Origin of the sequence: uncultured Cyclobacterium sp. (assembly GCF_963976465.1) — a bacterium.
Taxonomy (GTDB): domain Bacteria; phylum Bacteroidota; class Bacteroidia; order Cytophagales; family Cyclobacteriaceae; genus Cyclobacterium.
In genome coordinates this window covers 1-7,683 of sequence record NZ_CAXBOC010000262.1, presented here as the reverse complement: position 1 = coordinate 7,683, position 7,683 = coordinate 1, and the positions used below count along the sequence as shown (strand labels likewise).

7 protein-coding genes are annotated in these 7,683 nt (G+C 38.4%); all 7 read left to right on the top strand.

The window, feature by feature from the left end; translation table 11 throughout:
* The coding region (locus AAC037_RS14790; protein WP_339903706.1) for a type III pantothenate kinase at positions 1-366 on the top strand (366 nt) is incomplete at its 5' end.
* Entirely contained in the window at positions 353-1,648 is a 1,296-nt protein-coding gene (locus AAC037_RS14785; RefSeq protein ID WP_339903705.1) for a hypothetical protein, read from the top strand. The genes AAC037_RS14790 and AAC037_RS14785, both read left to right, overlap by 14 nt.
* An 11-nt stretch (positions 1,649-1,659) precedes the next feature.
* The gene (locus AAC037_RS14780) at positions 1,660-2,964 is read left to right on the top strand and encodes a tetratricopeptide repeat protein (RefSeq protein ID WP_339903704.1); all 1,305 of its coding nucleotides are present in this window, start codon (positions 1,660-1,662) and stop codon (positions 2,962-2,964) included.
* A 382-nt stretch (positions 2,965-3,346) separates the two neighbouring features.
* Positions 3,347-3,952: an LPS export ABC transporter periplasmic protein LptC gene (lptC, locus tag AAC037_RS14775; RefSeq protein ID WP_339903703.1), complete on the top strand. Its 606-nt coding sequence runs from the start codon at positions 3,347-3,349 to the stop codon at positions 3,950-3,952.
* Positions 3,953-3,961: 9 nt separating this feature from the next.
* The gene (locus AAC037_RS14770; protein WP_303613007.1) at positions 3,962-4,180 is read left to right on the top strand and encodes a hypothetical protein; all 219 of its coding nucleotides are present in this window, start codon (positions 3,962-3,964) and stop codon (positions 4,178-4,180) included.
* Positions 4,180-5,439, top strand: a complete 1,260-nt coding sequence (locus AAC037_RS14765; protein WP_303613006.1) for a hemolysin family protein — start codon at positions 4,180-4,182, stop codon at positions 5,437-5,439. Before AAC037_RS14770 ends, AAC037_RS14765 begins: the two co-directional genes overlap by 1 nt.
* Positions 5,440-5,533: 94 nt before the next feature.
* Positions 5,534-7,648 (top strand): SurA N-terminal domain-containing protein, encoded by a 2,115-nt coding sequence (locus AAC037_RS14760; RefSeq protein ID WP_339903702.1) that lies wholly within the window; start codon positions 5,534-5,536, stop codon positions 7,646-7,648.
* Positions 7,649-7,683 lie beyond the last annotated feature (35 nt).

The window sequence follows — 7,683 nt, the reverse complement described above, 5'->3', positions numbered from 1 at the left end:
TATGATTTCTTAAATAAAAAAAATATTTATTTGGGAGGTGCTATTTCTCCGGGACTGAAAATGAGAGCTAGAGCAATGCATGAATTCACTGCCAGATTACCGCTAATAAATGTTCAAAACCAGGAGATTCCTTATTTAGGTACCGATACAGTCTCTTGTATGGCTTCAGGAACTTACCACGGAATAGCAGAAGAAATAAAAGGTTTTATTCAGCGATATAGGGAGGAATTTGGTCATGTAGAGGTCTTTATTTGTGGTGGAGATGCAGAAATCTTTGAAAGCTTAATAAAAGACCACATATTTGTAATCCCCAATTTGGTCCTGTACGGATTGGACAGAATCTTAATATACAATGTTGAAAAATAAAATACATGTAGCAACCCTGATTTTATTCATGGGATGTTTTGCTATCCACCATATCAGTTACGGTCAGTTTTCATCTTCTACCTATAGTTCTTTAGGTATCGGTGTGTTCAATAATTCTGGACTCACCCAGAACCAAGGAATGGGAGGAATGGGCGTGAGCTTTGGAAATAGCTACAGCGTAAACCATGTCAATCCTGCGGTTTCTGTAAAAAATGGAGCTTTCGGTTTTCAAGCTGCTTTCAATTATAATAAATTGACTGCGGCAACGGAGCTGTCTTCGGAAGATTTGGATGGCGGAGGCTTAAGCTATGTGGCCATGTCCTTTCCCTTAATCCCCCGAAAGTTCACCATGGGTATTGGTCTCAACCAATTGACCGGAGTGGATTATAATATTACGGTCAATTCTCCGGTAGTCAATACAGACTTAATATCCAATAACACCATCGTTGGGACAGGAGGTTTGAGCCAGGTTTATTTACAGAGTGGTTTTCAGGTATACAAAAATTTAAGTTTGGGCGTAGAAGGAGCTTATACCTTCGGTTCCACCATACGAACCAATCAATTAAACCTTTTGGATGCCGACCTAAATGCAGTAGGTATTTCTTCAGAATATTACGAAAGACTTACCTTTAGTGATGTAGTATTTAAAGGTGGGATATATTATGCCCAACCATTAGGTAACCAACAATATCTAAATGTGGGTGCCATTTATCAGGTATTTGGTAACGTTAATGGAAGTGAATTTGCGAAAATGGCAGAATCTGGCCAAGCTAGCATACCAAATAGTGTGGGAGACGTTATCGCTGATAATATTTCCGGAAGTGTTTTCATACCTGCAAAGCTAGGGTATGGTGTAACTTATGAAAAAATTAATAAATTTGCGGTTGGTGTTGAAGCCCAATTTCAGGATTTTTCCACCTATCAGGCTTTTAATGCTTCTTCATCAAGCGAAAATATGGGAAAAGCCTATAAAATTTCAATTGGTGGGCAATATATACCCAATGCCTTTTCTCTTGAAAGTTTGCTGAGCAGGTCTACAATTAGGGCAGGGATTGAATACGAACGACTACCTTTTCAGGTGAATCAAAATAATGTGGATGATATTGGCATTAATTTTGGTACTTCAATTCCGATATACAGTCTATCCCTATTGAATTTGGCATTGAAGGCAGGAACAAGAGGAACAGTAAATGATGGATTAGTTAGAGAAAATTATATAAAAGTTTCTTTAGGGTTATCAATAAATGACAACAGTTGGTTTTACAAAAAAGTATTTGAATGATGTTGACAAACATGAAAATTAAAATTGCAATTATCGGATGTTTGTCCTTCCTCATGGTTGGACTAGCTCAAGCCCAGGACGGATGGAATTTTCCGGATGATCCAGAAATGGAACAAAAAGCAAGAGAGCTAAACGCTGCGTATAATGATTACATGAATTCGGAAGATTTTATAAAGGCTAAAGCTCCCTTGAATTGGTTGCTTGTCAATGTTCCCGATTTAAATGAGGCCCTTTATATTAATGGTGTAACAGTCTATGATGGTGCTTCCAAGCAGGCCACAGACGAGGCAGAGATTAGTACCTATCAAGATTCTGTCTTAACCATTTATGATTTGAGAAAAGAGCTTTATGATAACGAGCCTCAATGGATCGTAAATAAAGCTTATTACGCCTATAGATACTATAAAGGCAATAAGGAGAAGATTGGAATTGTTACTGACCTTTTCGAAAAAGCAATAGATATTCATGGGAAATTAGATCCTTCTCAACTGAATGCAGCCTATTTTGATGCAGTCTACAGGAATTTCATGTACAATAAAGCTTATTCTCCGGAAGAAGTTATTGAGAAATATGAATTCATCATGAGTAAGCTTGATGAAGATGAAGCCGCAGGAAGTGATGTTACAACTTCAAGAGGTACCCTCGATCAGTTGTTAAATGCCATGGAAATTATCAATTGTGATTTTATCGAGAAGAATATGGGACCTAAATTGGCTGAAGATCCTACCAACCTAAAGTTGGCAAAACAAATATTTCAGTACGCAATTAAACAAAAATGTACAAGTAGTGATGTTTTCCTAATGGCACTTGAAACCATAGACAACGACAATCCTACTTTTACCACTTCTCAGGTAAGGGGTATGCGATACATGCAGAACCAAGAATATGAGAAAGCTGGTGAGCTTTTCGAAAAAGCCTTAACTTTGGCAAGTACTGACGAGGAAAGAGCTGAAATCCAATGGGATATGGCTAAAGTTCATGCGAACCTAGGTCGTAGAGGTCAAGCCAGATCTTCCGCATTGAAGGCAGCTGAGCTAAATGAAGAGTTAAAAAGTGATGCCTACTCATTCGTAGGAGGTTTAATTATGTCATCTGCATCCATCTGTAAAGGAGGTCAAAGTAGAGTAAAAGATTATTCTATCTTTATCGCGGCTTACAATGCCTACGCAGTGGCAGGAGACAGCAAAGGCATGGCCAATGCCAAAGCAAGGTTCCCTTCTAAGGAGGAGTTGTTTACAGAAGGATACCAGGTAGGTCAAACCATCAACACCGGTTGCTGGGTAGGCCAGACGGTTACTTTAGCTTCCAGAGATTAAGTATAAAATTATTATCCAATCATAGAATAAAAAAAGACGGTATAATTACCGTCTTTTTTTATTTAACCCTATCGACGCATTGTGATTCTATGGTAATCACAAGACACTTTTTTGTTAAACCATTCTTATGTTAGAGGATTCAGGATGGCTGTCCGGAACTTTCTCAGCGGGTGTTAAATCACAAGGAAATCCGGCTCCTTGAAGCAATTTTGTCCTAAATAGAAGGGCTGTTGTATGTTTCCGGTTAAAAACCCTTAATCCATTTGCCGGATGTTTTTCGCCGATTACCTCAATTTTAGGTAAGACTTATGAGTGGTCATGGATAATCCACCTTGAAAAAATAAAATTCCTCCCAAAATGTCCTTACCTTTGTAGGGAAATTATGTTTAGTAATAGTTTGAGCATTCGATATTTGTGCCGTCAAATCTTTGGAAAGGTGACTAAAATTAGTGCAACAAGTACAGGTTTTAGATGTCTGTGGTTTGCTGTGGCTGTATTGGGTAGTGTTGCCTGCAGAGAGGATGTGGATAAAACCCAATTGGCTACCTATGAAGGCCCTTACCGGACAAGTTATGAAGTGGAACTTCTTCACAGTGACTCGGCGATTGTAAGGACCAAGTTAATGGCCGACACGCAGCTGGAATTTAGAAATGGTGATGCGGAATTTCCTGATGGGATAGTCATTCATTTCTACGATAAGGAAGGTGAATTAAGCACAACCATTCGCGCCGATAGAGGCTATATGGAGAGAAAAACCAATATTTATAGAGGGGAAGGTGATGTGCAGGTACATAACATTGAAAAAGAACAGAAATTAAATTCCGAAGAGCTGTTTTGGGACAAAAACAAAAAGAAAATTTATACTGACAAATTTGTTACGGTGGAAGAGCCTGACCGAATTATCAAAGGAACAGGGATGGAAGCTGATGAAGGATTCAATCAGTATAAGTTTACAAAGGTGTCGGGCGTAATAGATAATGTTCTTTAAAATAATAAAATGAAAATAAGTAGTGCAGTTTTATTATCTCTAGCAGCCGCCTTGGTGGTGATAGGAGCTCATTTAACCATAAAGGCAGGAATCGTGGCTTCTTATCCACTTTTCATGTTTGCTATAGTGCTTTTATTTTGGCACATGTACCAAAGGAATAAAATGGAAGAGTCAAAGCCGGAAGAAAAAAAGCCGGGTAAGCATAAAAGTAAACGCAAGAAAAATTAATGGACAGTAATTATTTGCTTTTAGTACTCATCAGTCTGTTTTTTTCTGCTTTGTTTTCAGGAATGGAAATTGCCTTTGTGTCAGCCAACCGTTTGCAGATAGAACTTCAGGGAAAACAAGGTAAGTTTTCCGGGAAAATTTTAGCCGGGTTTATCCAGAATCCCGGACAGTTTATTGGTACTTCCTTGATGGGAAACACCATTAGTTTGGTGCTTTATGGTATTTTTATGGCCTATTTATTAGAGCCACCTTTGAGTTTGTTTTTACCCGAAGCGATCAATACGCAAGCAGGGATTATGATTGTTCAAACCATATTGTCTACCCTGATAGTATTGGTTACTGCAGAATTTATTCCAAAGAGTATTTTTATACTGAATCCCAATAGGTTGCTTGCCTTTTTCTCTTTGCCATTTGCTGTGATTTACTATTTGATGTATCCGGTAGTGTGGGTGGTAGTAGGGCTGTCTAAATTTGTTATCGTTAAGGTGCTTAATCTGGACTATAATGATGATAAACCTGCCTATACCATCACAGATCTAAATAGTTTTATCCAAAACTATATGGACACCAAAGGGGAGGATATTGACATTGATGCCAAAATTTTTGACAATGCTGTAGACTTTAAAAAAGTAAAGGTTAGAGAATGCATGGTCCCGCGAACAGATATAGTGGCGATGGAGGTGGAAGACCCTATTTCCGATTTAAGAGAATTGTTTGTAGAAAGTGGGCATTCAAAAATTATTATTTATAAAGAAACCATTGATGATGTAATAGGTTATTGTCATCACCTTGAGCTATTCAAAAAGCCCAAAGAAATAGAAGACATTTTGACCCCTATCATTATTGTTCCCGAATCTGCTTTGGCCAATGAATTATTGGTTCAATTTATAAAAGAGCGGAAGAGCCTTGCCTTGGTAGTGGATGAGTTTGGCGGTACAAGTGGGATAGTGAGCATGGAAGATATCATAGAGGAGATTTTTGGAGAGATAGAAGATGAATATGATAACGATGATTTAATTGATCAAAAAGTTGCTGATGGAGAGTATCTGCTCAGCGCTAGACATGAAATTGATTACCTGAATGAAAAATATGAATGGAATTTGCCTGAAGGAGAGTTTGAAACACTGGCGGGATTTATACTCTCCTTGACAGAAAGTATTCCTCAAAAAGGAGAATTTGTTAGCTATGGACCTTTTACTTTTACCATCGTTTCCAAGCAAGATCATCGAATAGATACAGTAAAAATTAAGATAGAATAATCAACGTTGTAGAAATACTTTATTTATAGATGCGGTAATATTTTGAATTTACCACTATATGTAATTATTTTGCGACACTTCAAAAAATAGGAGAATGGCATTAATTAAAGAAATTAGACAAAGAACAGGTCTTGCGATCGGTGTGATCGCTGTAGGACTTATATTCTTTTTAGTAGGAGGTGACCTTTTAGGACCCAACTCCATGTTATTGGGATCCAGCAGAACGACTGTTGGCGAAATTGCAGGAGAAGACATTTCCTACGAAGAGTATGTTCAGAAAATTGAACAAACCAAACTCAGTTTTCAGCAAAACACTGGGAGAACCCCTTCTGAGAATGAACTTTCAAGTATCAGAGACCAAGCATGGCAAGCGCTTATTGTTGAAAAAATATTTGCCCAACAATATGAAGAGTTAGGCCTAGAGGTTTCTGATGAAGAGCTTGTTGATATGGTTCAAGGTAAAAACATCATCGGAGAACTAAGAAGACAATTAACAAATCCGGAAACAGGTGAATTTGATAGGTCTCAGTTGATCACCTTTCTTCAATCCCTAGAATCTGCCGATCCACAACAACAAATGTTTTGGGCGCAACAAGAACAGTTGTTTGCAGACTCCAGATTAAGAATCAAATATGACAATATGTTGGCTACTTCCGAGTATGCTACTTCTGTGGAAGCCAAAATGCAACACAAAATGGCCAATACCATCGCGGATGTTAGTCATATTCAAATTCCGTACTATGCAGTGTCTGATTCTGTTGTTTCTCTTTCAGAGGGAGAGATAAAGTCTTTTATTAATGAAAACCAAGATAAATATAAAGTGGAAGAAAGTAGAAGCGTTAAGTATGTTCGCTTCCCCTTACAGCCAAGTGCTGAAGATTCCGCCACAACCTTGGAAACGATTAACAATTTAACAGTAGAGCTAAAAGAGACACCATCAGATTCTGCATTTGTAATTAGAAATTCAGAAGCAGCCAATCCATTTGTTACGGTTAATCCCGGAGATCCATTGCCTGTTAATTTCACTAACAACGTGGATGATCCTGAAGTAGGCGTAGTATATGGGCCGTTCTTGAGTAATAATTCAAGTTATGTGAGTTATAAAATTACAGATAGCTATGAAGGTCCGGCCAGAATGAGAGCCAGTCATATTCTTTTGAGTACTGAAGGAATGGATGAGGATGCCAAAGCAGAAGTGAAAGCCAGAGCTCAAGAAGTTTTGGATGAGGTGAATGAAACCGGAAACTTCGAGGTGGCAGCTGCTCAATACGGGCAAGACGGAACAGCCCAACGAGGAGGTGATCTTGGATGGTTTTTTAAAGATAATTTTGTTACCGAATTTGCTGATGCCGTTTTTGCTACCAAATCTCTTGGTGTAATTAATAAATTGGTGGAAACGGAATATGGATACCATATCATCAAGGTTACCGAATTGCCTCAGACCAAGCATCAAAAAGTAGCTGTTCTTGAGCTAGAGCTTATTGCCAGTGATATTACCAGAAATGATATTTTCAGAAATGCAGATTTCTTTGCAGCCAATTCTGATGATGCAGCTTCATTTGAAGAAAATGCAAGTACCGAGAATTACCAGGTATTGGTTGCCAATAATGTGGGAGCCAATGCAAGGACGCTAAACAATATGGCCTCTGCTAGGGAAATCGTGAGATGGGCATTCAATGATGCTTCCATTGGAAAAGTATCCACTGTTTTTGAGTTGGATGACGCCTATGTTGTTGCGTTATTGACGGGAATGACTGAGGAAGGAGAGGGAACAATACAAAACCCTGAAATTAGGGCACAAGCCACTATCGCCTTGAGAAATGAGAAGAAGGCAGAAATAATAAAAGAAAAAATCAAAGGATTGGAGACATTAGAGGCCATTAAAGAAATTTATCCTGATGCTTCTATTGGGACAACTCCTGATTTGAAGATGAACGCGAGTGTGTTGCCAGGCATTGGTTTTGCCCCTAAAGCAATTGGCGCAGTCTTTGGTCTTCAAAACTCAGGAGATATGACAGAGCCTATATCCGAAGATATAGGAGTGATCGTAGCCAAGCTTAATAGCATAATACCGGCGACTGAAATAGCTGATTACACCCGTTACCAAAATGAAATTACAGCGAGTGCTTCTCAAAGAACTGCTTATATGATAATGATGGCAATGGAAGAGCTTGCCGGAGTAAAAGATTATAGGTACAAGTTCTTTTAAGATACTTGAAAGGTTAAAAAAATCCCATTCTGAAC